Origin of the sequence: Nocardioides kongjuensis (genome assembly GCF_013409625.1) — a bacterium.
Taxonomy (GTDB): Bacteria; Actinomycetota; Actinomycetes; order Propionibacteriales; family Nocardioidaceae; genus Nocardioides; species Nocardioides kongjuensis.
This window is the reverse complement of sequence record NZ_JACCBF010000001.1, coordinates 1,416,135-1,439,085: the sequence shown is the minus strand read 5'-3', so window position 1 is coordinate 1,439,085 and position 22,951 is coordinate 1,416,135. Positions and strand designations below refer to the sequence as shown.

Annotated in this window: 23 protein-coding genes; 15 read left to right on the top strand and 8 right to left on the bottom strand. The window is 71.9% G+C overall.

Going from position 1 to position 22,951, the window contains the following annotated elements:
* Nucleotides 1-72: 72 nt before the first annotated feature.
* Both BJ958_RS06880 and BJ958_RS06875 read left to right on the top strand, forming a co-directional pair.
* Complete coding sequence (locus tag BJ958_RS06880) at nt 73-693, top strand: LysE family transporter (protein WP_179726157.1); 621 nt, start codon at nt 73-75, stop codon at nt 691-693.
* Complete coding sequence (locus BJ958_RS06875) at nt 690-1,178, top strand: aminoacyl-tRNA deacylase (protein ID WP_179726156.1); 489 nt, start codon at nt 690-692, stop codon at nt 1,176-1,178. The genes BJ958_RS06880 and BJ958_RS06875 overlap by 4 nt, the downstream gene beginning before the upstream one ends.
* 7 nt (nt 1,179-1,185) lie before the next feature.
* On the opposite strand, the gene BJ958_RS06870 is transcribed toward BJ958_RS06875, so the two are convergent.
* Entirely contained in the window at nt 1,186-1,884 is a 699-nt protein-coding gene (locus tag BJ958_RS06870; RefSeq protein WP_179726155.1) for a hypothetical protein, read from the bottom strand.
* 40 nt (nt 1,885-1,924) lie between these two features.
* Here BJ958_RS06870 and BJ958_RS06865 point away from each other — a divergent pair, with 40 nt between their 5' ends.
* The 3 genes from BJ958_RS06865 to BJ958_RS06855 all read left to right on the top strand — a co-directional run bounded on the left by BJ958_RS06865 (nt 1,925) and on the right by BJ958_RS06855 (nt 5,150).
* On the top strand, nt 1,925-3,268 hold the full coding sequence (locus tag BJ958_RS06865) for a M20/M25/M40 family metallo-hydrolase (RefSeq protein ID WP_179726154.1): 1,344 nt from the start codon (nt 1,925-1,927) through the stop codon (nt 3,266-3,268).
* Between the two features lie 92 nt (nt 3,269-3,360).
* On the top strand, nt 3,361-3,915 hold the full coding sequence (locus BJ958_RS06860; protein WP_179726153.1) for a PAS domain-containing protein: 555 nt from the start codon (nt 3,361-3,363) through the stop codon (nt 3,913-3,915).
* Complete coding sequence (locus BJ958_RS06855; RefSeq protein ID WP_179726152.1) at nt 3,912-5,150, top strand: methyl-accepting chemotaxis protein; 1,239 nt, start codon at nt 3,912-3,914, stop codon at nt 5,148-5,150. Before BJ958_RS06860 ends, BJ958_RS06855 begins: the two co-directional genes overlap by 4 nt.
* Nucleotides 5,151-5,161: 11 nt before the next feature.
* Here BJ958_RS06855 and BJ958_RS28410 read toward each other — a convergent pair whose 3' ends face one another.
* Both BJ958_RS28410 and BJ958_RS06845 read right to left on the bottom strand, forming a co-directional pair.
* Entirely contained in the window at nt 5,162-5,395 is a 234-nt protein-coding gene (locus BJ958_RS28410) for a DUF5703 family protein (RefSeq protein ID WP_218866762.1), read from the bottom strand.
* A complete protein-coding gene (locus tag BJ958_RS06845) occupies nt 5,392-6,345 on the bottom strand; it encodes an aldo/keto reductase (RefSeq protein ID WP_179726151.1) in 954 nt (317 codons plus the stop codon). The genes BJ958_RS28410 and BJ958_RS06845 overlap by 4 nt, the downstream gene beginning before the upstream one ends.
* A gap of 87 nt (nt 6,346-6,432) precedes the next feature.
* Between BJ958_RS06845 and BJ958_RS06840 the strand changes: the two genes are divergently transcribed.
* Nucleotides 6,433-7,275 (top strand): undecaprenyl-diphosphate phosphatase, encoded by an 843-nt coding sequence (locus BJ958_RS06840; RefSeq protein ID WP_179726150.1) that lies wholly within the window; start codon nt 6,433-6,435, stop codon nt 7,273-7,275.
* Nucleotides 7,276-7,380: 105 nt separating this feature from the next.
* Here the strand turns inward: BJ958_RS06840 and corA are convergent, their stop codons facing one another.
* Nucleotides 7,381-8,361 carry a magnesium/cobalt transporter CorA gene (corA, locus tag BJ958_RS06835; RefSeq protein ID WP_179726149.1) on the bottom strand — a complete coding sequence of 327 codons (981 nt, stop codon included), beginning with the start codon at nt 8,359-8,361 and terminating at the stop codon, nt 7,381-7,383.
* A gap of 30 nt (nt 8,362-8,391) precedes the next feature.
* On the opposite strand from corA, the gene BJ958_RS06830 reads away from it, so the two are divergent.
* Genes BJ958_RS06830 through mshC form a run of 4 tightly spaced genes read left to right on the top strand, consistent with a single transcriptional unit; the run spans nt 8,392 to nt 11,706 of the window.
* Nucleotides 8,392-9,105, top strand: coding sequence for a histidine phosphatase family protein (locus BJ958_RS06830; protein ID WP_179726148.1), 714 nt, complete (start codon nt 8,392-8,394; stop codon nt 9,103-9,105).
* 31 nt (nt 9,106-9,136) lie between these two features.
* Nucleotides 9,137-9,700 carry a DUF3090 domain-containing protein gene (locus BJ958_RS06825; RefSeq protein ID WP_179726147.1) on the top strand — a complete coding sequence of 188 codons (564 nt, stop codon included), beginning with the start codon at nt 9,137-9,139 and terminating at the stop codon, nt 9,698-9,700.
* Between the two features lie 7 nt (nt 9,701-9,707).
* Nucleotides 9,708-10,448: an SCO1664 family protein gene (locus tag BJ958_RS06820; protein WP_343052593.1), complete on the top strand. Its 741-nt coding sequence runs from the start codon at nt 9,708-9,710 to the stop codon at nt 10,446-10,448.
* Nucleotides 10,449-10,470: 22 nt separating this feature from the next.
* The gene (gene mshC, locus BJ958_RS06815; RefSeq protein WP_179726146.1) at nt 10,471-11,706 is read left to right on the top strand and encodes a cysteine--1-D-myo-inosityl 2-amino-2-deoxy-alpha-D-glucopyranoside ligase; all 1,236 of its coding nucleotides are present in this window, start codon (nt 10,471-10,473) and stop codon (nt 11,704-11,706) included.
* Between the two features lie 323 nt (nt 11,707-12,029).
* Here mshC and BJ958_RS06810 read toward each other — a convergent pair whose 3' ends face one another.
* Nucleotides 12,030-12,875 (bottom strand): PAC2 family protein, encoded by an 846-nt coding sequence (locus tag BJ958_RS06810; RefSeq protein WP_218866154.1) that lies wholly within the window; start codon nt 12,873-12,875, stop codon nt 12,030-12,032.
* Nucleotides 12,876-13,012: 137 nt separating this feature from the next.
* Here BJ958_RS06810 and metH point away from each other — a divergent pair, with 137 nt between their 5' ends.
* Entirely contained in the window at nt 13,013-16,795 is a 3,783-nt protein-coding gene (metH, locus tag BJ958_RS06805; protein ID WP_179726144.1) for a methionine synthase, read from the top strand.
* A gap of 27 nt (nt 16,796-16,822) precedes the next feature.
* Here the strand turns inward: metH and BJ958_RS06800 are convergent, their stop codons facing one another.
* On the bottom strand, nt 16,823-17,449 hold the full coding sequence (locus BJ958_RS06800) for a TetR family transcriptional regulator (protein ID WP_179726143.1): 627 nt from the start codon (nt 17,447-17,449) through the stop codon (nt 16,823-16,825).
* Between the two features lie 76 nt (nt 17,450-17,525).
* On the opposite strand from BJ958_RS06800, the gene BJ958_RS06795 reads away from it, so the two are divergent.
* Entirely contained in the window at nt 17,526-17,996 is a 471-nt protein-coding gene (locus BJ958_RS06795; RefSeq protein WP_179726142.1) for a cupin domain-containing protein, read from the top strand.
* A 7-nt stretch (nt 17,997-18,003) separates the two neighbouring features.
* Here the strand turns inward: BJ958_RS06795 and BJ958_RS06790 are convergent, their stop codons facing one another.
* Nucleotides 18,004-18,666: a LysE family translocator gene (locus tag BJ958_RS06790; protein WP_343052592.1), complete on the bottom strand. Its 663-nt coding sequence runs from the start codon at nt 18,664-18,666 to the stop codon at nt 18,004-18,006.
* Between the two features lie 84 nt (nt 18,667-18,750).
* Here BJ958_RS06790 and BJ958_RS06785 point away from each other — a divergent pair, with 84 nt between their 5' ends.
* Nucleotides 18,751-20,205, top strand: coding sequence for an aminotransferase-like domain-containing protein (locus BJ958_RS06785; RefSeq protein WP_343052591.1), 1,455 nt, complete (start codon nt 18,751-18,753; stop codon nt 20,203-20,205).
* Between the two features lie 9 nt (nt 20,206-20,214).
* Nucleotides 20,215-20,868: an HAD family hydrolase gene (locus BJ958_RS06780; RefSeq protein WP_246319017.1), complete on the top strand. Its 654-nt coding sequence runs from the start codon at nt 20,215-20,217 to the stop codon at nt 20,866-20,868.
* Here the strand turns inward: BJ958_RS06780 and BJ958_RS06775 are convergent.
* Nucleotides 20,831-21,745, bottom strand: a complete 915-nt coding sequence (locus BJ958_RS06775; protein WP_179726140.1) for a RecB family exonuclease — start codon at nt 21,743-21,745, stop codon at nt 20,831-20,833. The two genes, BJ958_RS06780 and BJ958_RS06775, sit on opposite strands and share 38 nt — an antisense overlap.
* A gap of 75 nt (nt 21,746-21,820) precedes the next feature.
* Between BJ958_RS06775 and BJ958_RS06770 the strand changes: the two genes are divergently transcribed.
* Nucleotides 21,821-22,951: a site-2 protease family protein gene (locus BJ958_RS06770; RefSeq protein ID WP_273517493.1), complete on the top strand. Its 1,131-nt coding sequence runs from the start codon at nt 21,821-21,823 to the stop codon at nt 22,949-22,951.

Below are 22,951 nucleotides of genomic sequence, written 5' to 3'. Positions count from 1 at the left end.
CAGCCAGTCAGCCGCCGGCGACCGCCAGAACCGGGAGCCTGACCGCGGGAGGCACGGGCTTAGCATCGCTGCGTGAGTGCGTACCTGTCCTTCGTGCTGTTCGCGGCCCTGCTGGCCACCGCACCCGGCCCCGACACGTTCCTGACGCTGCGAGCAACCGTCGTGGGCGGGCGCGCCCGCGGGCTGGCGACCGCGTCGGGCATCACCGCCGCGGGTGCTCTCCAGGGCGTGCTCGCCGCGACCGGTCTCGGGGCCGTGCTGGCCCACGCCGAGCCGGTCTTCCTCGCGGTCCGCTGGGCCGGTGTCGCGTACCTCGTCTGGCTCGGCGTCACCGCACTGCGCGACGCGCTGCGGCGCGACGGCAGCGTGTGGTCGGTGGGCGAGGGGCCGGGCGTGGTGCGGGCGCGCACGGCGTTCCGGCAGGGCTTCGTCTGCAACATCACCAACCCGAAGGTGCTCGCGTTCAACCTCGCCGTGCTGCCGCAGTTCGTCGGCACCGACCAGGGTGTCCCGGCACTGCTGGCCTACGCACTCACGCTCGTCGTGATCGGCGCGCTCGTGCTGCTGACGGTCGTGTGGATCGCGGGCAAGGCAGCGACCGCGCTGCGCCGGTCCTCGTTCCGGCGCAGCGTGGACGGCGCCACCGGCGTCGTGATGCTCGGGTTCGCGACCGCGCTGGCGGTCGAGGCATGAGCGAGCCGGCCACCGACGAGACCGACCAGTCTGCTCGGGCGATCGCGGCCGCCGAGGCGCTCGGTCTCGCATTCGAGGTCACCCGGCACGGACCGGTGCGGTCGCTGGAGGAGGCGGCCGCGGTCCGCGGGATCGAGCCGCGGCAGGTCGTGAAGACGATGGTCGTGCGGGTCGCGGAGGGCGACCACCGGTTCGTGCTGGTGCCCGGCGACCGCGAGATCTCCTGGCCGCTGCTGCGCGCCCTGCTCGGCGTCAACCGACTCTCGATGCCCTCGGCCGAGGCTGCCCGGGAGGTCACCGGTTACGTCCGTGGCACGATCACGCCGCTCGGCGCGCTCACCGCCCTGCCGGTGATCGCGGACACCCGGGTGAGCGGCCCGGTGTCGATCGGCGGAGGTGGGTACGGCGTCGCACTGACCGTCGACGGCGCCGCGCTCGTCGCGGCGCTGGGAGCCACGGTCGCGGACGTCACGACCGACGGCTGATCGGCGATCAGCTCGCCGGGTGCACCTCCACCTGGGTGCCGTCGAGGCCGTACTCGACGTACGCCGTCTGGTTGAACTCGTTGCTCGCGTACGCCCAGATCCACGACGGTGTCTCGTCGTCGGGGTCCGGCTTCTCGATGACGAGGTAGCAGTTGGTCGGGTCCTCGACGAGCTTCTTCACCTGCGGGCACAGGCCGTCGAGGACCGCACTGTCGACGGTGGCGAGGTCGAACGCCTCGTCGTCGCTCGTGGTCTTGCTCGGCTCGTTGAGGTCGCCGTCCCAGTAGTAGTTGAGCTCGCGCTCGTCGGCCGGGTCGTCCACCTTGTACGGAGTGGACACGCTCGCGTACTCCGGGTAGATCACCGCACGACGCACCAGTGTCGACCCGCGCTCCTCCTTCAACGCGGCGACCAGCGCGTCGAACCCCTTGTCGGTCTGCGGCCGGTCCGCACCGGGCGGGTCGCCGCCGCCCGACAGGGAGAAGATCAGCGTCGCGCCGACGGCGGCGGCCGCCACGCCGCCGACGATGAGCTTCACCGGTGCCCCGCCGGCACCGGTACGACGGACCGTTCGCTCCTCGAGGCTGCGCACCGGCTTCGGCTTCCTCGGCGGCGCGTACGGCTTGTGGGTGGGCGGTTGCGACGGTGCCCCGTCGGGGTCCGGGGTGTCGTCGGGGCGGTACTGCTTCCACTTGCGAGGGGCCACGGCAGAACGCTAGTGGTGAGGGGCGTGCAACGATGACCGCATGGCCGAATCGACGACCCCCACGCCGGTGCCCGACCACGACGTCGCTGCCGAGGTCGTCGACCTGTGCCGTGACCTGATCCGGATCGACACCTCCAACTACGGAGGCGGGGAGAGCACCGGCGAGCGGAAGGCGGCCGAGCACGTCGCGGCCCTGCTCGACGAGGTCGGTATCGCCGCAGAGGTGATCGAGACGAAGCCCGGCCGCGCGAACGTCGTGGCCCGGTGGGGAGGCTCGGGCTCCTCGGCCACGGCCGAGCGCGGTGCGCTGCTGCTGCACGGCCACCTGGACGTCGTACCCGCGGCGGCGGAGGACTGGACCGTCCACCCGTTCAGCGGCGAGGTCCAGGACGGCTACGTCTGGGGTCGCGGCGCCGTGGACATGAAGGACTTCGACGCGATGCTGCTCTCGGTCGTCCGGGCCCGGCAGCGCGCCGGACGTGCGCCCGAGCGCGAGGTCGTCCTCTGCTTCACCGCCGACGAGGAGGCCGGGGGCCACGAGGGCGCCCAGCTGCTCGTCGAGAACCACGCGGAGTGGTTCGAGGGCTGCACCGAGGCGGTCGGCGAGGTCGGCGGGTTCAGCGCGACGGTCCGCGGCCGCCGGCTCTATCTGATCGAGGCGGCCGAGAAGGGCATGGCCTGGATGCGCCTGAGCGCCCGGGGGCGTGCCGGCCACGGTTCGATGATGAACGACGACAACGCGGTCACCCGCCTGGCCTCCGCGGTCGCCCGGATCGGCGCCCACGACTGGCCGGTCCGGCTCACGCCGACCATGCAGACCCTGCTCGCCACCGTCGGCGAGCTCGCCGGCGTCGAGGCGACGCCCGAGAACGCACCTGCGCTGGTCGAGGAGTTCGGCGGCGCCGCCCGGATGCTCGGTGCGGTGCTGCGCAACTCGACCAACCCGACCATGCTGGAGGCCGGCTACAAGGTCAACGTCATCCCGACCGACGCCACCGCCCACGTCGACGGCCGCTTCCTGCCGGGCTTCGAGGACGAGTTCTTCGCGACCCTGGCCGAGCTGACCGGCGAGGGCGTCGACATCGACTTCGTCTCGCGGCAGGCGCCCTGGGAGACGCCGTACGACGGCGCCCTGGTCGACGCGATGACCCGCAGCCTGCTGGCGGAGGACCCCGAGGCGCTGGTGGCGCCGTACCTGATGAGTGGCGGCACCGACGCCAAGCACTTCACCAAGCTCGGCATGCGCTCCTTCGGGTTCGCGCCGCTGCGGCTGCCCGACGACCTGGACTTCACCGCGCTGTTCCACGGTGTCGACGAGCGGGTGCCGGTCGACGCGCTGGAGTTCGGCGCGCGGGTGATGGACCGCTTCCTCGACCAGGCCTGAGGCAAGGACCCCGCCGCGCCCTCAACCGGGCCCGCGCCCGGCCGATCCTCTCCGTGAGCCGTCCGCAGCGGACGGGAGAGGGGAGTGGCACCGTGGCACGCACCGCGATCGCGCCGACCGGCGTGGAGAAGACCTTCCACCCGGACCAGATCATCGTGTCCAAGACCGACCGGCAGGGGCGGCTGACCTACGTCAACGACCTGTTCGTCGAGATCAGCGGGTACCCGGAGGCCGAGCTGATCGGCAAGCCGCACAACGTCATCCGGCACCCGGACATGCCGCGCAGCGTGTTCTGGCTGCTGTGGGACCGGATCGCAGCCGGGCAGGAGATCTTTGCCTACGTGGTGAACCTCAGTGCTGACGGCAGCCACTACTGGGTGCTCGCCCACGTGACCCCGACCTTCGACGCGACCGGCTCCATCGTCGGCTACCACTCGAACCGGCGTACGGCGGACGCCACCGCGCTCGCCGCCGTGACCGCGCTCTACCAGCGCCTGGCGACCGAGGAACGGCGTCACGCCAACGCCCGCGAGGCGGTCGAGGCCGGCTGCCGGCTCCTCGAGCAGGAGCTCGCCGAGGCGGGCGCGTCGTACGACGAGTACGTCTGGTCCCTCAACAACGCGACCGTGACGGGGGCGGCCGCATGAGCGCCGTCCTCGCCCCCGAGACCCCCGGGACCACCGGGACCGCCGCTACGACGGAGGTCGACGCGCTCCGCGACGAGCTCGAGCGCTGCCGCGCCGCCCTGGTGGAGGTGACCGCGGTCTGCCGTTCGGCCGCCGCCGGCGACCTCGAGCCACGGGTGCCCGCCCTCGGCGACGACCCCGACCTGAGGGCAGCCCGGGCCGCGGTCAACGACCTGCTCGACCGCACCGACGCCTACGTCCGAGAGTCGTCGGCATCGTTGGAGTTCGCCGCGGAGGGCAGGTTCTACCGCCGGTTCCTGGTCCGCGGCATGCTCGGCTCGTTCCGGGCCGGCGCCGTCACCATCAACACCGCGATCGGGGCGATGGTCGAGGCCGACGAGCGGCTCGCCGACCAGGAGCGCCAGCGCCTCGAGCTCGCCGACGGCTTCGAGGAGGCCGTGCTCGGGCTCTCCGACCAGGTCGCTGCGGCCGCGGCGGAGATGGAGGCGTCCTCGCGCACGCTGGCTGCCAACGCCGAGGGTACGGCGGTCCGCGCGGCCCAGGTCTCGGAGAACTCCCACACCGCCGCCGACGCCGTCACGGTCGCGGCGGCCGCCGTCGAGCAGCTCGTGAGCACCGTGCGCGCGATCGAGGAGCAGGCCAGCCAGTCCAACGTCGCCGGCGTGCGGGCCGTCGAGGAGACCGAGCAGGTCATGACGACCGTGCAGAGCCTGTCGACGGCGTCGCAGGAGATCGGTGACGTGGTCGGCGTGATCAGCCAGGTCGCCAGCCAGACCCGGCTGCTCGCCCTCAACGCGACCATCGAGGCGGCCCGTGCCGGCGAGTACGGGAAGGGCTTCGCGGTGGTCGCCTCCGAGGTGAAGACGCTCGCGTCCGAGACCGCCGACGCGACCAGCCTGATCGAGCAGCAGGTGCACGCGATCCAGGCAGCGGCCGACGCCGCGGTGACCGCGATCGAGACGATCGGGGCCGCCGTGCGCGGGATGGGGGACAACGTCGCCACGATCGCCGGTGCGGTCGGTGAGCAGCGGCACGCGGCCGCCGAGCTCAGCCGGACCACCTCCGAGGCCGCCGGTGCCGTCTCCGGGGTCAACGAGGACGTGACCGCGATCGAGGAGGCGACCATCGCCACCAGCACGGGGGCGAGCGAGATGACCGGGGCCTCGCTCGAGCTGTCGCGACTCTCGGCGGACCTGCGCACCCACGTGGCGGGCTTCCTGCAGCAGATCCGCTGACCCGCCGGGGGTCAGGCCGTGCGGACGGCCCGGATGATCTTGCGCCGCAGCACCACGCGGCGCCGGCCGTCCGGGCCGATCTGCACGCGGTCGAGCTCCCAGCCGCCGTGCTCGGCACGCTCGACGAGCAGCTTCGCGACCATGTTGCGGGAGAACTCCCGGTCGAAGGTGATCCGCTCGAACTCCCACTCCACGCCGCGGCCCAGGCCGCGCATCACGCCGGGACGGATCAGGGAGACGTTCATGCAGCACCTCCGGAGACGTCGTCGAGGGCGGCCCGGATCTCGGGCGGCAGCGTCTTCGCCTCCGAGCCGAGGGCTCCGGCGAGCTGGGCGGCGGTCCGGGCGCCGACGATCGGCGCGGTGACGCCGGGGGAGTCGCGCACCCACACCAGGGCGACCTCGAGCGGGGTCCAGCCGAGGCCGTCGGCCGCGCGGGCCACTGCCTCGACGATGCCGCGGCTGTGGTCGTCGAGGTAGGCATCGACGAAGCCCGCGAAGACGGGCGACGCGGCGCGCGAGTCGGACGGCGTCCCGGTGCGGTACTTGCCGGTCAGCACGCCGCGACCCAGCGGCGACCACGGGAACAGGCCCAGGCCGAGCGCCTCGACGGCGGGCAGCACCTCGCGCTCCACGCGCCGGTTGACCAGGGAGTACTCCATCTGCGTCGACGCGATCCGCGCCCGCCCCGCCACGGCCTCCTGCAGGGTCACCGCCCGGGCGGTCTGCCAGCCGTTGAAGTTCGAGATGCCGACGTACGTCGCCCGCCCGCTCGACACCGCGAGGTCCAGTGCGCCCAGCGTCTCCTCGAGCGGCACCTCGTCGCTCCAGATGTGGACCTGCCACAGGTCGACGTGGTCGGTGCCGAGCCGCTTGAGGGACGTGTCGAGGCCGCGCAGCATCGCGCCGCGCGAGGTGTCGGTGACCCGCTCCTTGCCCCGACGCCAGATGCCGGCCTTCGTGGCCAGCACCACCTCGTCGCGGCGCACGACGTCGCCCAGCAGCGACCCCAGCAGGGCCTCCGAGCGACCGTCGGTGTAGCCGGCGGCGGTGTCGATCGTCGTACCGCCCGCCTCGACGAACGCGGCCAGCTGGTCGCGCGCCTCGTGCTCGTCGGTGTCCTTGCCCCACGTCATCGTGCCGAGGGCGAGGCGCGACACCTGGAGGCCGCTGGCGCCGACGTACCGCTGCTGCATGGGGCACAACGTATCCGGCGAGCCCACCGCGACGCGCCGGGCACGCCGATGATGGACCTCACCAAGGACTGCCTAGGATGACCCGTCGTGGCGGACTACCTGCAGGCAGTGTTCCTCGGCGTGCTCCAGGGACTCACCGAGTTCCTCCCGATCTCCAGCAGCGCCCACCTGCGGATCTTCCCCGACCTGTTCGGCTGGGGCGACCCCGGCGCGGCGTTCACCGCCGTCATCCAGATCGGCACCGAGCTGGCCGTGCTCGTCTACTTCCGCAAGGACATCTGGCGCATCGCCCGGGCCTGGCTGCTGTCGTTGTTCAAGCCGGAGTACCGCGGCGCCCTCGACGCCCGGATGGGCTGGTACATCATCGTCGGCTCCCTGCCGATCGTGATCTTGGGCGTCCTCCTCAAGGACGTCATCGAGCGCGACTTCCGCAACCTGTGGATCATCGGCTGCACCCTGATCGTCCTCGGCCTCGTGCTCGGCCTGGCCGACCGGATCGGCCGCAACGAGAAGGTCATCAAGCAGATGTCGCTGCGCGACGCCGCCCTGATGGGCGGCGCGCAGGCACTTGCCCTCGTCCCCGGCGTCTCCCGCTCCGGCGCCACCCTCTCGATGGGCCGGTTCCTCGGCTACGAGCGCGAGGCCGCCACCCGCTTCGCCTTCCTGCTCGCCATCCCCGCCGTCGTCGGCGCCGGTGTCTTCGAGCTCAAGGAGATCGGCAACGTCGGGGTCGCCCACGCCGGCGAGGCCGACTACGGCTGGGGGCCGACCGCGGTGGCCACGGTGATCTCCTTCGTGGTCGGGTACGCCGCCATCGCGTGGCTCCTGCGCTGGGTCAGCACCAAGTCCTACACGCCGTTCGTGATCTACCGCGTCCTGCTCGGAGCGGCGGTGCTGGTGCTGCTCGGAACGGGCGCGCTGACCGCCTGATGCGAGTGGTCTGACCAGTTCGCGATTGGGCAGAGACCGCAGACCGGGCGCTGTACTTGTTGCGGTTTGGGACCAAACCGCAACAAACCCGGCCTCAGATCGGGCTCAGAACCAGCCAGCCTTCTTGAAGAAGATCCACAGCCCGGCCATGGTCGAGGCCATCAGCAGCAGGGCGAACGGGTAGCCGAAGGTCCAGTCCAGCTCGGGCATGTGCCTGAAGTTCATGCCGTAGACGCCGGCGATCAGGGTCGGTACGACGACCAGTGCGGCGCCTGCGGAGATCTTGCGCATGTCGTCGTTCTGCTGCATGGCGATGCGGGACACGTGGGCGTCGAAGGCCGACGACAGCAGCGAGTCGAGGGTGTCGATCTCCTCGGCGGCCTGCGCGAGGTGGTCGCTGACGTCGCGGAAGAACGGCGCTGCCTCGGCCTCGACCAGGTCGACGGTGCCGGTGGCGAAGCGGCGCATCGGCTCGCGCAGGGGGAGCACCGCCCGGCGTACCTCGGACAGCTCGCGCTTGAGCACGTAGATCCGGTCGCCGTCCTGGGTGCGCTTGTCGGAGAAGACCGAGGCCTCGACCTCGTCGACGTCGGTCTGCAACTCGGCGACGACCGCGGTGTAGCCGTCGACGACCGCGTCGCACACGGCGTAGATCACCGCCGACGGACCGTGGTCGAGCACGGTCTGCTTCTTCTCGAGGTCGTGCCGGGCGTCACTGAGCGCCGACCCGCGGCCGTGCCGGACGGTGATCACGAAGTCGTCGCCGATGAACACGTTGATCTCGCCGGTCTCGACGGCGTCGTCCTCGTCGACGTACCAGAGCGTCTTGAGGACGAGGAAGAGGTTGTTCTCGTAGCGCTCGAGCTTCGGTCGCTGGTGCGCGACGACCGCGTCCTCGACGGCCAGCGGGTGCAGGTCGAAGGCCTTGGCGATCTCCCCGAGCTCGATGTGGCTCGGCTCGTAGAGCCCGACCCAGACGAAGTCGTGCTCGGCGCTCGCCGCGGCCCGCAGCGCGGCGTAGTCGTGGAGGTGGCAGTCCACCGGGAGGCGGACCCCGTGCCGGTACACAGCGCTGTCGACGATCACCCTCCCACGCTAGTGGCTAGGCTCCCCGACATGGCGACACTGCTGCTGGTCCGGCACGGCCGGACCACCGCGAACGCGTCCGGCGTCCTGGCCGGCCGTACGCCCGGCGTCCGGCTCGACGAGCTCGGCACCGAGCAGGCGGCCCGGGCCGGTGCCCGGATCGGGACGGTGCCGCTCGCCGCGCTGGTGACCAGCCCGCAGGAGCGCTGCAAGCAGACGGCGAAGGCGATCGCCGACGCGCAGCGTGCGGGCGGGCACGCCACGACGAGGGCGGTCACCGAGAAGGCGCTCGCCGAGTGCGACTACGGCGAGTGGCAGGGCAGGCCGATCAAGGAGCTGCTGCGCGAGCCGCTGTGGACGACCGTCCAGCGTCAGCCGTCCGCGGCGGTGTTCCCCGGGGGGGAGTCGATGGTCGCGATGCAGCACCGCGCCGTGGCCGCCGTACGACGCCTCGACGCTGCCGTCACCGTGGAGCACGGTCCGGACGCGGTGTGGGTGGCCGTCAGCCACGGCGACATCATCAAGTCGCTGCTGGCCGACGCCCTCGGCATGCACCTCGACCTGTTCCAGCGCATCAGCGTCGACCCGGCGTCGGTGTCGGTCATCCGGTACGCCGCCGACCGGCCCTACGTCCTCGCCAGCAACACGCACGACGGGGACCTGTCCTGGCTCGCGCCGAAGCCCGGCAAGCGCCGTGCGCGCACGCGCGGCGCGGTCGTCGGTGGCGGCGCGGGCCCCGGCTGACCCGGCTACCGGGGACCACTAGGCTCGCCACATGCCGATCGTCCACGGATTCGACCCGCCCGAGCGCTTCGTCGCCGGCACCGTCGGCGAGCCCGGCAGCCGCACGTTCTTCCTGCAGGCCCGCGCGGGTTCGCGGCTGGTCTCGGTCGCCCTGGAGAAGCAGCAGGTCATCGCGCTCGCGGAGCGCATCGACGAGCTCCTCGACGAGGTGATCGCCGACGGGCGGGCCCAGGGCGTCGTACCTGCGATGGCGCCGTTCGGGCTCGCCGACGACCAACCGCTCGAGCTGCCGATCGAGGAGGAGTTCCGCGCCGGCACCATGACCCTGTCGTGGGATCCTGAGGACGAGCGGGTGGTCGTCGAGGTGTTCCCGGTCGGCGAGGAGCCGGTCGAGCTGTCCGACGGCGAGGACCCGGCCGAGCTGCTCCTCGTGCGCCTCGAGCCGGGCCAGGCCCGGGCGTTCGTACGACGCGCCGAGCACGTCGTGGGGGCCGGCCGCCCGACCTGCCCGTTCTGCGGCCAGCCGATCGACCCCGACGGGCACCTGTGCGTGCGCGCCAACGGGTTCAAGCGGCGCGAGCCCACCGAGCAGTGACCTGCTGGTGAGCCTGGAGATCCGCGGCCGGATCATGCCGGCCTCCAACGCCACCTTCCTCGCCGAGCTCGACGGCCGCGAGGTCGTCTACAAGCCGGTCGCGGGGGAGCGGCCGTTGTGGGACTTCCCCGACGGCACCCTCGCCGACCGCGAGATCGCGGCGTACGAGGTCTCCGTGGCGACCGGCTGGGACCTGGTGCCGCGCACCTGGTGGGGCGAGGGCCCGCACGGCCCGGGCATGGTCCAGGAGTGGCAGGAGGTCGACCCCGACGACGAGGCCGTCACCCTGGTCCGGTCGGGTGCCTCGCCGCAGGGGTGGCTCGAGGTGGTCGAGGGGCTCGACGACCGGGACCGACCGGTCGTCCTGGTCCACGAGGACTCGCTCGCGCTGCGCCGGCTCGCGGTCTACGACGTGCTGGTCAACAACGCCGACCGGAAGGGTGGCCACGTGCTCGCCATGCCCGGCGGGCACCGGTACGGCGTCGACCACGGCGTCGCGTTCCACCACGAGGCCAAGCTCCGCACCGTGCTGTGGGGCTGGGCCGGGCTCCCGCTGACCGCCGAGGAGACCGAGGTCGTCACCGCGGTGCTGGCCGCCGTGCGGGGCGAGCTGGGGGAGCGACTGACCACCCACCTCGCCGAGCACGAGATCCGTGCGCTGGAGCGTCGTACCGAACGCCTGCTGGCCGCCGGCGTCCTGCCCGGGCCCTCCGGGAGCTGGCCGGCGATCCCGTGGCCGCCGTTCTAGAGGCAACCCCTAACATCAAGGCATGCGCGCATGGAACGCCCCGGGTCTCCCGGTGCTCCCGGTCACCGGTCCCCAGGTCGTCCTCCACGACACCGCCACCGGCGGCAAGGTCGAGAGTCGCCCTGACGGCACCGCGCGCCTCTACGTGTGTGGCATCACCCCCTACGACGCCACCCACATCGGCCACGCCAACACCTACGTCGCCTTCGACCTGCTCAACCGCGCGTGGCGCACGGCCGGCCACGACGTGCGCTACGTCCAGAACGTCACCGACGTCGACGACCCGCTCCTCGAGCGCGCCGACAAGGTCGGCGTCGACTGGGTCGAGCTCGCCGAGCGCGAGACCGAGCTGTTCCGCAAGGACATGGAGGCGCTGCGCGTCCTGCCTCCGGTCGAGTACGTCGGCGCCGTCGAGTCGATCCCGCTGGTGATCGAGCTGATCGAGCGCCTCGAGGCAGCCGGCTCGATCTACCGGGTCGACCAGGACCTCTACTTCTCGGTCGCCGCCGACCCCGCCTTCGGCAGCGAGTCGAACTACGACCGCGACACCATGCTCCGCTTCTTCGCCGAGCGCGGCGGCGACCCCGACCGCGACGGCAAGAAGGACCCGCTCGACTGTGTCGTGTGGCGCGGCGAGCGTGAGGGCGAGCCGTCGTGGGACAGCCCGTTCGGGCGCGGCCGGCCGGGCTGGCACATCGAGTGCGCGGCGATCGCGCTCGAGCACCTCGGCGGCGCCTTCGAGGTCCAGGCCGGTGGCAGCGACCTGGTGTTCCCGCACCACGAGATGTGTGCCGGGCACGTCCAGGTGGCGACCGGTGAGCCCTTCGCGAAGGTCTACAGCCACGCCGGCATGGTGGCCTACGACGGTGAGAAGATGTCGAAGTCGCTCGGCAACCTGGTCTTCGTCTCGGCGCTGCGCAACAGCGACATCGACCCGATGGCGATCCGGCTCGCTCTGCTGCGCCACCACTACCGCACCGACTGGGAGTGGACCGACGCCCACCTGTGGCAGGCCGTGGACGACGTCGCCGCCTGGCGCCGCGCCCTTGCCCTCGGTGCCGGCGCGCCCGCCGCACCCGTGGTCGAGGAGGTCCTCGCCGCCCTCGCCGACGACCTCGACGCCCCCCGCGCGACCGCTGCCGTCGACGCCTGGGTCGCCGCCACGCTCGGCACGGACGGGCTCGCCGACACCAGCGACCCGGAGGCGGCCGTGACCCTGCTGCCGGTGCTGGACGCCGCGCTCGGACTCGCGCTGTAGCGGTCGTCGTACCTGGTGACCTTGTGGCTCGGCATGTTCGGGCCGCCGCTGCGGAGAGCGTGACGTCGCTGGTCCGACCAGTCGTCGATTGGGCACAGACCGCACGTGTCGGGCCCGAATTGCTGCGGTTTGGGACCAAACCGCAGCACAATCACGCGTTCTGGGAGCCCCAGGCGCCGGTACAGATCGTGTGACAGCCGCGGCCTCGCCCACCAGGGTGACTGGTCTGACCAGTCACCGATTGGGCAGAGACTGCACGTGCCGGGCCGGAATCGTTGCGGTTTGGGACCAAACCGCAACCACTCGGCCGCCTCGAGACCCGACTAGGACTCCTCGCCCCGCCGCTTGAGGTACCGCTCGAACTCCCGTGCGATCGCCTCACCGGACGCCTCGGGCAGGTCGGCGGTGTCGCGCGACTCCTCGAGCGAGCGGACGTAGTCGGCGATGTCCTCGTCCTCCTCGGCCAGCTCGTCGACGCCGCGCTCCCAGGCCCGCGCCTCGTCGGGCAGGTCGCCGAGCGGCATCGGGATCTCGAGCAGGTCCTCGAGCCGGACGAGCAGCGCCAGGGTCGCCTTCGGGCAGGGCGGCTGGGCGACGTAGTGCGGGACCGCGGCCCAGTACGACACCGCGGGGATGTCGACCCGCGCGCAGGCGTCCTGGAGCACGCCGACGATCCCGGTCGGGCCCTCGTAGGTGGACTGCTCGAGCACCAGCCGGTCCATCAGGTCGGCCTCGGTGGTCGATCCGGAGACGGGGATCGGGCGCGTGTGCGGGCTGTCGGAGAGCAGGGCGCCGAGCGTCACGAACAGCTCGCAGCCGAGGTCGTCGATGGCGGCCAGGATCTCGGCGGTGAACTGGCGCCAGCGCATGTTGGGCTCGATCCCGCGGACCAGGATCACGTCGCGGTCCAGGTCCGGGGGCGAGGCGACGGCGATGTGGGTGCTGGGCCAGGTCAGCTTCCGGAAGCCGTTCTCGTCGATGCCGACAGTGGGCCGGTTGACCTGGAAGTCGTAGTACTCCTCCGGGTCGATCGCGGCCACGACCTTGGCGTCCCAGGCACGCATCAGGTGGTCCACGACCGCGGTCGCGGACTCGGCGGCGTCGTTCCAGCCCTCGAAGGCAGCGATCACCACGGGCCGGACCAGCTCGGGGACCGTCTCGATCTCCATCACTCCACCAGCCTAGTCACGAGAACATGGGTAACATCGGCACCAGCCGAGAGGCGTTGCAACGGATCGTCCCCCCTGGACCATCCGCCACGCTCGGCCGATGAACCAAGGACGCCTTCCGACAGGAAGGATGGGACATGTCCGAGACCGCGGGTCACGACGCCACGACCCCCCAGTGGCGGCCCGACGCGACCGACGAGCTCACCACGCTGCTCCGCGAGCGCATCGTCATCCTCGACGGTGCGATGGGGACGGCGATCCAGCGCGACCGCCCCGACGAGGCCGGCTACCGCGGTGAGCGCTTCGCCGACCGCGAGGAGTGGCCGAGCGACCTGATCGGCAACAACGACCTGCTCTCGATCACGCAGCCGGACATCATCGGCGGCATCCACCGCGAGTACCTCGACGCCGGTGCCGACATCATCGAGACCAACACGTTCAACTCCAACGCCGTCTCGCTGGCCGACTACGGCATGGAGTCCCTGTCCTACGAGCTCAACCTCGAGTCGGCCCGCCTGGCCCGGGGGATCGCCGACGAGGTGGCGCAGGCCACCGGCCGCAAGCGGTACGTCGCCGGCGCGCTCGGGCCCACGACCCGCACCGCGTCCATCAGCCCCGACGTCAACGACCCGGGCGCGCGCAACGTCTCCTACGAGCAGCTCGTCGACGCCTACCTCGAGGCCGCCCGTGGCCTGGTCGACGGCGGCGCCGACCTGCTGTTCATCGAGACGATCTTCGACACCCTCAACGCGAAGGCCGCGATCTTCGCCGTCGAGACGCTCTTCGAGGAGACCGGCCGCCGCTGGCCGGTCGTCATCTCCGGCACCATCACCGACGCGTCCGGCCGCACCCTGTCCGGTCAGGTCACCGAGGCGTTCTGGGACTCGGTCCGGCACGCCCAGCCGCTGGCCGTCGGCCTGAACTGTGCGCTCGGCGCCAAGGAGATGCGTCCCTACATCGCCGAGCTGTCGCGGCTCGCCGACTCCTTCGTCTCGGCGTACCCCAACGCCGGCCTGCCCAACGCCTTCGGTGAGTACGACGAGGCGCCGGCCGACACCGCCGCCGTCCTGATCGAGTTCGCCGAGGCCGGCTTCCTCAACATCGTCGGTGGCTGCTGCGGCACCACGCCCGACCACATCGCCGAGATCGCCCGCCAGATGGAGGGCCGCGAGGTCCGCCAGCCGGTGAGCGTCGAGCCGGCGATGCGGCTGTCCGGCCTGGAGCCGTTCACGATCACCGACGAGAGCCTGTTCGTGAACGTCGGCGAGCGGACCAACATCACCGGCTCGGCGCGCTTCCGCAACCTGATCAAGGACGGCGACTACGACACCGCCCTGTCGGTCGCCGCGCAGCAGGTCGAGGCCGGCGCACAGGTCATCGACGTCAACATGGACGAGGGCATGATCGACGGCGTCGCGGCCATGGACCGCTTCGTCAAGCTGATCGCCAGCGAGCCCGACATCAGTCGTGTCCCACTGATGATCGACTCCTCCAAGTGGGAGGTCATCGAGGCCGGCCTGCGCTGCGTCCAGGGCAAGCCGATCGTCAACTCGATCTCCATGAAGGAGGGCGAGAAGAAGTTCATCGAGCAGGCCAACCTGTGCAAGAAGTACGGCGCGGCCGCGGTCGTGATGGCCTTCGACGAGGACGGTCAGGCCGACAACCTCGAGCGCCGCAAGGCGATCTGCGAGCGCGCCTACCGGATCCTCGTGGACCAGGTCGGGTTCCCGGCCGAGGACATCATTTTCGACCCCAACGTGTTCGCCGTGGCGACGGGCATCGAGGAGCACGCGACCTACGGTCTCGACTTCATCGAGGCGACCCGCTGGATCAAGCAGAACCTGCCCGGCGCCAAGGTGTCCGGCGGCATCTCGAACGTCTCGTTCAGCTTCCGGGGCAACAACCCGGTCCGCGAGGCGATCCACGCGGTGTTCCTGTTCCACGCCATCGAGGCGGGGCTCGACATGGGCATCGTCAACGCCGGGGCCCTGGTGCCCTACAGCGAGATCGACCCCGAGCTGCGCGACGCGATCGAGGACGTCGTCCTCAACCGCACCGACGACTCGCTGGCCGCCACCGAGCGGCTGCTGGAGCTGGCCGAGGCCCACCGCGGCACCGGCGAGAAGGTCGAGGCAGCTGCCGAGGAGTGGCGTTCGCTGCCCGTCGGCGAGCGGATCACGCATGCCTTGGTCAAGGGCATCGACGGCTTCGTCGAGGCTGACACCGAGGAGCTGCGCCAGGAGATCGCCGACCGCGGCGGTCGCCCGATCGAGGTGATCGAGGGCCCGCTGATGGACGGCATGAACGTCGTCGGAGACCTGTTCGGCGCCGGCAAGATGTTCCTCCCGCAGGTCGTGAAGTCGGCCCGCGTGATGAAGAAGGCCGTGGCCTACCTGATCCCCTTCATCGAGGAGGAGAAGGCCAACAACCCCGAGCTGGCCAACAGCAAGGACACCAACGGCACGATCGTGCTCGCCACCGTCAAGGGCGACGTCCACGACATCGGCAAGAACATCGTCGGCGTCGTGCTGTCGTGCAACAACTACGAGGTCATCGACCTCGGCGTGATGGTGCCCGCGCAGAAGATCCTCGACACGGCCAAGGAGGTCGGCGCCGACATCATCGGCCTGTCGGGCCTGATCACGCCGAGCCTCGACGAGATGGTCGGCTTCGCGACCGAGATGCAGCGCCTCGGGCTCGAGATCCCGCTGCTCATCGGTGGTGCGACCACCTCGCGCGCCCACACGGCGGTGAAGATCGACCGGAAGTACGACGGCCCGGTGGTCTGGGTCAAGGACGCCTCGCGCTCCGTCCCGACCGCTGCCGCGCTGCTCGACGACAAGCAGCGTCCCGCGCTGCTCGAGACGATCCAGGCCGACTACGACTCGCTGCGTGCCCGCCACGCTCAGAAGTCCGAGCGGCCGCAGCTGTCGTTCGCCGACGCGCAGGACAACAAGTCGCCGATCGCCTGGGACGGCTACGCGCCGCCGCAGCCGAGGTCGCCCGGCGTGCACGTGCTCGCCGACTACGACCTCACCGAGCTGCGCGACTACATCGACTGGCAGCCGTTCTTCAACGCCTGGGAGATGAAGGGCAAGTTCCCCGACATCCTCAACAGCCCCACGCAGGGCGAGGCCGCGCGCAAGCTGTACGACGACGCGCAGGCCATGCTCGACCGGCTGGTCGACGAGAAGTGGCTGACGGCCAACGGCGTCTACGGGCTGTTCCCGGCCGCGAGCACCGGCGAGGACGTCGTGGTCTACGAGGACGAGTCGCGGGCCGCCGTACGCGCGACGCTGCACCAGCTGCGCCAGCAGGGCCAGCACCGCGAGGGCGTCCCGAACCGCTCGCTCGCCGATTACGTCGCCCCGATCGGGAGCGACCTGGCCGGCGGGGGCGACTGGGTGGGCGCGTTCGCCGTCACGGCCGGCCTCGGCACGACCGAGCGGATCGCGGCGTTCAAGGAGGACCTCGACGACTACTCCGCGATCCTCCTCGAGGCGCTCGCCGACCGCCTCGCCGAGGCGTTCGCGGAGCGGCTGCACCAGCGGGTGCGCACCGAGTTCTGGGCACACGTGCCGGAGGAGCAGCTGAGCAACGAGGACCTGATCGCCGAGAAGTACACCGGCATCCGGCCCGCTCCCGGCTACCCGGCCTGCCCGGACCACACCGAGAAGCGCACGATCTGGGAGCTCCTCGACGTCCAGGCCACCACCGGCATCGAGCTCACCGAGTCGATGGCGATGTGGCCCGGCGCGTCGGTCTCGGGCATCTACTACAGCCACCCCGAGGCGCAGTACTTCGTCGTCGGACGGCTGGGCCGCGACCAGATCGCCGACTACGCCGAGCGCAAGGGCTGGACCGTCGCCGAGGCGGAGAAGTGGCTCTCCCCGAACCTCGGGTACGACCCGGAGGACTGATCGACCGTCTCCGACGGGAACCGGGCGTCAGGAAGCGAACAGCGCCCGGATCCCGTCGGTGAGCCATCGCTCGTACGCCGAGCGCGACCACCCCCGGGCCACGACCAGGCGGTGGTAGTGGTCGGTCGCCATGAGCAGCCACAGCCGGTCCTGTGCCTCCCGCACGGGGACGGTCGGGCTCGCCTGCAGGCGGGCGAGGAGGTGTCCGGCACCCACGTGCCGCTCCTTCTCGTTGGTCTCCCACAGCTCCGCGACCGCCGGGTCGGCTCCCGCCGCGCCGCGGATCACCTCGTGCACGTCGTCGTAGCGTTCGTTCACCGCCAGGACGTGCCGGGCCGTGAGCACGATCGCGCGGTCGAGGTCACCCGCCCGGGCGATGCTCGCGACGTCCTCACGATCGGTCACGCTGCGGGGGTCGTCGTCGCCGGCCATCGCCACGTCCCGGACGACCTTGAGCAGGGTGGCCTTGTTGCCGACGGCCGTGAAGACCGTCGGCTTGCTGACGCCGGCCCGGGCGGCGACCTGGTCGATGGTCGTGCCGCCGTACCCCTGCTCGACGAAGAGCTCGCGGGCGGCTGCCAGCACGGCGGCCCGCGACGCCTCGGCCTGCCCGGTGCGCAGGGGGGAGTGGTAACGCCTCTTGACCTCGGCCACGACGAGATCCTACCGTGCGTGTATTCGTTAGACGTCCGGTAAGTCAACTGGCGTCGCCGCACGACGGGAGATCCCGATGATCCTCGCCTACATCGCCCAGGCCGCCGACCACGACCGGATCGAGTGGATCGGCGGCACCGAGCTGCAGGTCCTCCTCGACGGCTCGCACACCGGCAACCAGGTCACGGTCGTTCGCAGCACGCTCACCGCCGGCTCGGCGTCGCCACTGCACCTGCACCGCAAGGAGGACGAGATGTTCATCCTCCTCTCGGGGCACGGCATCTTCTGGGTCGGCGACGAGAGGCACGAGGTCGGTGCGGGCGGCGCGGTGTTCCTGCCCCGCGACGTCCCGCACGCCTACCGGTTCACCTCCGAGGAGGTGGACCTGCTCACCATCTGCACGCCGAGCGGGATGGAGAGCTTCTTCCGTGGCGCCGGCCGGCCGGTCACCGAGCCCCGGCCCGACGGTTGGGACGTCACGATGCAGGCGCTGGTCGCCGCCGGGATCGCCGGCGGCCAGGAGATCCTGGGGCCGCCGCCTGAATGAGTGGGGGTCAGGCGGTGGCTCCGCCGGTCACCGCGGCCGCCGCGATCGCGAGGTACACCCCCGCGACCGGCAACCGTCGGAGGCCGGGGTGCCGGGGAGAGCGGCGAGGCCTGCGCCGGAGACGCTGGCCCAGCGCACCCGCGACGACGGCGTACGTCAGGTCGACGGCCAGTGCCACCAGCACCGTCACGAGCCCGAGGGCGAGCACCTCGGCCCGGGCCGCGGCGCCTGTCGCCCCGCTGGTCATGAACTGGGGCAGGAAGGCCAGGAAGAACAGCGCGACCTTCGGGTTGAGCAGGTTCATCAGCAGCCCGTCGCGGTACACCCGGCCCAGCCGGGCAGGTGCCTCCCGGTCGGTGACGCGGCCGCTGGCGCGGTGACGGGTGAGCTCGCGGAACGCGAGGTGCACGAGGTACGCCGCGCCGAGGTAGCGGATGGCCGTGAACGCGGTCGGACTGGCCGCGATCAGTGCGGACAGGCCGAGCGCGGTGGCGGCGGCGTACACCGCAGTCCCGGTCTCGACGCCGAGCACCGAGACCACCCCGGCCCGGGTTCCGTGGGCGAGGCTGCGCGTGGTGATGTAGATGGTGTTCGGGCCCGGCATGCCGACCAGGACGACGGACGCCGCGGCGAAGGCGAGCAGCTGGGCGGGGTCGAGGGCGGTGCTCACGGGGATGCTCCGTTCGTTCGGTCGGGGATCTCGCCTAGCGTGGGCGCCGACCGCCCTGCCGGACCCGGGCCAATGGAGGCGCAAGTGGATCGTTTTCGCGACCCCGACGAGCTCGCGCGCCTTCTCGGCGACGACCTTGCAGGTCCCGGCGCGCTCTACCGCCGCCTCGCGACGGCCCTCGCATCGGCCGCGGGCGCCGGCCTGCTCGTCGCGGGCGACCGCCTGCCCTCCGAGCGCGACCTGGCCCGCGCGCTGCACGTCAGCCGCGCGACCGTGGTGGCGGCGTACGACGAGCTGCGCGGTCGTGGCCTGGTCGAGAGCCGGCAGGGGAGTGGTACCCGGATCGCAGCTCCTGCCGACCGCGAGCCCGCCGCGGTGACGCGGCGGCTGCAGCGCGGGCTGTCCACGGCCGCCGTCCGACGGTTCGACACCGCAGCCGAGGGGCTGATCTCGATGCGGTACGCCCTGGAGCCCGGCGACCCACGGATCGCGTCCGCCCTCGCCGCTGTGGTCGAGGACGACCTCCCCACGCTGCTCGAGGAGGTCGGCTACGCGCCGCGCGGACTGCCGTCGCTGCGCGCGGCCATCGCCGACCACCACACCTCCTGCGGCCTCCCCACGAGCCCGGACCAGGTCCTGGTGACGACAGGCACCCACCAGGCGATCGCCCTCGTCACGCAGCTGCTACTGGAGCGTGGGTCCACGGTCGCGGTCGAGTCACCGAGCTGGCCGGGCTGCTTCGACACGTTCAGCGCGCTCGGTGCCCGGCTGGTCGGCGTACCCATGGACGACGACGGGCTGCGGGCCGACCGGCTGGGTGAGGTGCTCGCGACCGAGCAGGTGGCGGCGCTGTTCGTGATGCCGACCTTCCACAACCCGACCGGCGCCCTGATGTCGGCCGTACGCCGCCGGGACGTCGCCCGCGTGGCCGGCGAGCACGACGTACCCGTCGTCGAGGACCTCGCGTACTCGACGACCCTCACCCACGCCGGACCGGTGCCGCCTCCGCTAGCCGCGTTCGCCACCGCCGGGGCGCGGGTGCTCACCCTCGGCTCGCTGTCCAAGGCGCTGTGGGCGGGGCTGCGGATCGGCTGGATCCGCGCGGGCGCCGACGAGATCGAGCAGCTCGGCCACCTCAAGGCCAACGCCGACATGGGCACCCCGCTCATCGACCAGGCGGTCGCGGCCCGGCTGGTCCCCGAGCTCGCGACGCTGGGCGCGGACCGGACCGCTGTCGCGCTCGAGCATCTCGAGCACGCGAGCGGCCTGCTCCGCACCCACCTGCCCGACTGGAGCTGGCAGGACCCCGCCGGCGGCACGGCGCTGTGGATCCGGCTGCCCGGCTACGACGCCTCCGGGTTCGCGCGGGTCGCCCTGCGCCACGGCGTGGAGGTCACACCGGGCCGCGAGACGGACCCCACCGGAGCCTGGGACGACCACCTGCGGCTCCCGTTCACCTTCGAGCCGGCCGTGATGACCGAGGCCGTGCGCCGCCTCGCCGCCGCCGCGGATGAGCTCGCCCGGCGCTCCGGCTCCTAGGCTGGTGCCATGAACCTGCCCGCGGCGGTCCTGTGGGACATGGACGGAACCCTCGTCGACACCGAGCCCTACTGGATGGCGACCGAGGAGGCCATCGCCGCCGAGCACGGTGGCACCTGGACCCACGAGGACGCGATGCAGCTCGTCGGCAACGACCTGCTCGTGTCGGGGGAGTACATCAGGTCCAAGCTCGGCCTGACCCAGTCGGCCGAGGAGGTCGTCGAGATGCTCCTCGACGGCGTCGTCGACCAGGTCCGCCATGCCGTCCCGTGGTGCGCGGGCGCCCGCGAGCTGCTGCTGGCCCTGCACGGCGCCGGGGTGCCGTGCGGCCTGGTCACCATGTCCTACCAGCGCTTCGTCGCCCCGATCCTCGAGCACCTGCCGCCCGAGACCTTCCGGGTGATCGTCACCGGTGACATGGTCGACAACGGCAAGCCCCACCCCGAGGCCTACCTGACCGCCGCCGCTGCGCTGGGTGTCGACCCGGCCGACTGCGTCGCGGTCGAGGACTCGCCGACCGGCGCCACGTCGGCCGCGGCAGCGGGGTGCACCGTGCTCGTCGTACCGAACCACGTGCCGGTCCCGCCGGGTCCGGGCCGGGTGTTCCGCGAGACCCTCGAGGGGGTCACTCCGCAGGAGCTGGGCTCGCTTCGTCGGCCCTGACGGTCTCCCGCGAGATGGGGTACGGCGGCGGGGTGCCGCCGTAGGCCGGGCACAGCGCCTGGTGGGCGCACCACGTGCAGCCCGCCCCCTTGCGCGCCTCGAACTCCCGGCGCTCGGTCGCGGCCCGGATCGCGTCCCACACCGCCAGCACCTTGCGCTCGGTGGCGAGCAGGTCGCGCTCGTCGGGCTCGTAGCGCAGCACCTCGCTGTTGCCGAGGTAGACGAGCTGCAGCATCTTCGGCACGACTCCGCGCATCCGCCACAGCACGAGTGCGTAGAACTTGAGCTGGAAGAGGGCCTTGCCCTCGAACATCTCGCGGGGGGACAGGCCCGTCTTGTAGTCCACCACGCGGATCGCCCCGTCGGCAGCGATGTCGACCCGGTCGATCACCCCCCGCAGCAGCAGCTTGGCCTCGGTGAGCGTCTCGACGTACAGCTCCCGCTCGGCGGGCTCCAGCCGGGTGGGGTCCTCCAGGTCGAAGTAGCGGGCCAGGACCTCCTGGCAGGAGGCCAGCCATGCGGCGATCTCCGGGCCGTCCTCGGGGAACATCGACGTCACCGCGGGCTCGATCTCCTGCAGCTCCTCCCAGGCCGGCGCGAGCATCCGGTCGGCCTGCTCGGGCGTGCGCTCGGTCGCGGGAAGGTCGAAGAGCTGCTCGAGGACCCGGTGGACCACGGTGCCGCGCACGGCGGCGGGGGAGGCCGGCTCGGGGAGCCGGTCGATGCTGCGGAAGCGGTAGAGCAGCGGGCAGTTGAGGAAGTCGCCGACCCGCGAGGGTGAGAGCGCACCCAGCACCTCGACGCCGTCGACCCGGGTGCCGCCCCGCTCCGACGGATCGGCCGGCTCGATGCCGGCGGCTGCTGGTGTGCTGGTCATGCGATCGACAGTAGGGCAGCCCTCCGACACCACGCCGAGGACGTCCGGCAGCCGAGTCCCGGATAGCCTCGTGGTGTGTCCGGAAGACAGCGATCCGCCCAGGGGCGTGCGCCCCTGCCCCGGGGCATGTTCCGGATCGGCCGGATCGCCGGGAGCGACGTGCTCGTCTCCAGCTCCTGGTTCCTGATCGCAGGACTGATCGCCGTGGTGATGAGCCCGCGCGTCGAGCAGGTGCAGCCGGGCCTCGGCGCGTGGACCTACGTCGTCGGCATCGCCTTCGCGATCGCGCTCTACCTCGCCGTGCTGCTCCACGAGGCGTCGCACGCCGTGGTGGCCCGCCGGTTCGGGTTCACGGTGCACTCCATCACGCTGCACTTCCTCGGCGGCGCCACGTCCATCGAGGGGGAGGCGCGCCGGCCGCGCCAGGAGTTCTGGATCGCCGTGGTCGGCCCGATCACCTCGATCGCCGTCGGTGCGGCCGCGCTGGCGGCGTGGTTCGTCACCCCCGACGGCCTGCTGCGCCTGGTGATCGAGGGCCTGGCCGGGGCCAACTTGATGATCGGCGTGCTGAACCTGGTCCCCGGGCTGCCGCTGGACGGCGGCCGGGTCCTCAAGGCGGGCGTGTGGGCGATCACCGGTCGGGTGCACACCGGCACCGCCGTGGCCGCCTGGACCGGTCGCGGCACCGCCGTCCTCGTCGGCATCTGGGCCCTGTGGTCCTCCCGCTACGGCGACGTCGTGAACCCGCTGGTCCTGATGATCGTGGCGCTCTTCCTGTGGACCGGTGCCAGCCAGGCGCTCGCGGTGGCCGGGATCACCCGCCAGTTCGACGACGTGGTCGCCAGCGAGCTCGCCCGGCGCGCGCTGACCGTCCCCGACGACCTGCCCCTGGCCGAGGCCATGCGCCAGGCCCGCGAGGCCGGCGCGGGCAGCATCGTGACCACGACGGCCGACGGACGCCCGGTCGGTGTCGTGGACGAGACCGCCGCGCGCGCCGTACCCGCCGACCGGGCGCCGTGGATCGCCGTCTCCACCGTCGCGCGCACCCTCGAGCCCGGGCTGGCGCTGCCCGTGCGGATCACCGGCGCCGCGCTGCTCGACAAGGTCCGCTCGACGCCCGCGTCGGAGTACGTGCTGCTCGACGACGACGGCCGGGTGTACGGCGTGCTCGCTGCGGCCGACCTGATCCGCGCCGTCCGCAGGTGA

Coding starts and splice junctions, on each gene's coding strand:
- mshC (WP_179726146.1), top strand. CDS start 10,471: ATGCGCGCATGGAACGCCCCGGGTCTCCCGGTGCTCCCGGTCACCGGT.
- BJ958_RS06810 (WP_218866154.1), bottom strand. CDS start 12,875: ATGGAGATCGAGACGGTCCCCGAGCTGGTCCGGCCCGTGGTGATCGCT.
- BJ958_RS06775 (WP_179726140.1), bottom strand. CDS start 21,745: ATGACCAGCACACCAGCAGCCGCCGGCATCGAGCCGGCCGATCCGTCG.
- BJ958_RS06825 (WP_179726147.1), top strand. CDS start 9,137: ATGCCGATCGTCCACGGATTCGACCCGCCCGAGCGCTTCGTCGCCGGC.
- BJ958_RS06865 (WP_179726154.1), top strand. CDS start 1,925: ATGGCCGAATCGACGACCCCCACGCCGGTGCCCGACCACGACGTCGCT.
- BJ958_RS06795 (WP_179726142.1), top strand. CDS start 17,526: ATGATCCTCGCCTACATCGCCCAGGCCGCCGACCACGACCGGATCGAG.
- BJ958_RS06855 (WP_179726152.1), top strand. CDS start 3,912: ATGAGCGCCGTCCTCGCCCCCGAGACCCCCGGGACCACCGGGACCGCC.
- BJ958_RS06845 (WP_179726151.1), bottom strand. CDS start 6,345: ATGCAGCAGCGGTACGTCGGCGCCAGCGGCCTCCAGGTGTCGCGCCTC.
- BJ958_RS06830 (WP_179726148.1), top strand. CDS start 8,392: ATGGCGACACTGCTGCTGGTCCGGCACGGCCGGACCACCGCGAACGCG.
- BJ958_RS06875 (WP_179726156.1), top strand. CDS start 690: ATGAGCGAGCCGGCCACCGACGAGACCGACCAGTCTGCTCGGGCGATC.
- BJ958_RS28410 (WP_218866762.1), bottom strand. CDS start 5,395: ATGAACGTCTCCCTGATCCGTCCCGGCGTGATGCGCGGCCTGGGCCGC.
- BJ958_RS06780 (WP_246319017.1), top strand. CDS start 20,215: ATGAACCTGCCCGCGGCGGTCCTGTGGGACATGGACGGAACCCTCGTC.
- metH (WP_179726144.1), top strand. CDS start 13,013: ATGTCCGAGACCGCGGGTCACGACGCCACGACCCCCCAGTGGCGGCCC.